General features: G+C 51.9%; 1 pseudogene. It reads left to right on the top strand.

Going from position 1 to position 270, the window contains the following annotated elements:
- Positions 1-19: 19 nt before the first annotated feature.
- Positions 20-270: pseudogene (locus RTW80_RS29370) on the top strand (helix-turn-helix domain-containing protein); the annotation flags it as partial.

The following is a 270-nucleotide window of genomic DNA, read 5'->3' as shown; positions in this document are numbered from 1 at the left end:
GACATTAGATCCGCGCTGGATGGATGTGCTGGAAAAAAGCTGTCATCACAAAAATAAGAGTGTGCGGTGTGTGGCCCGCGCTGCGCTGGCCACTCTGAAAACGGATCCGTCAATGCGGCATCAGCATACCAGAATGCAGCTCATTGAGCAGCGGCTGAGCGGTATTCAGACGCCTGAAGCGCTGGCAGACAGGCAACGCCGGATACTCAACGGTCAGGAAAGCCAATCTCATCCGGGTAAACATAAAAAAAATCGAACTCAGTGTAAAAC

The organism is Escherichia sp. AM3, from assembly GCF_032029835.1.
Taxonomy (GTDB): Bacteria; Pseudomonadota; Gammaproteobacteria; order Enterobacterales; family Enterobacteriaceae; genus Escherichia; species Escherichia coli.
Note: the sequence above shows the minus strand (reverse complement) of the source record. Positions and strands in the feature narration are given on the sequence as shown.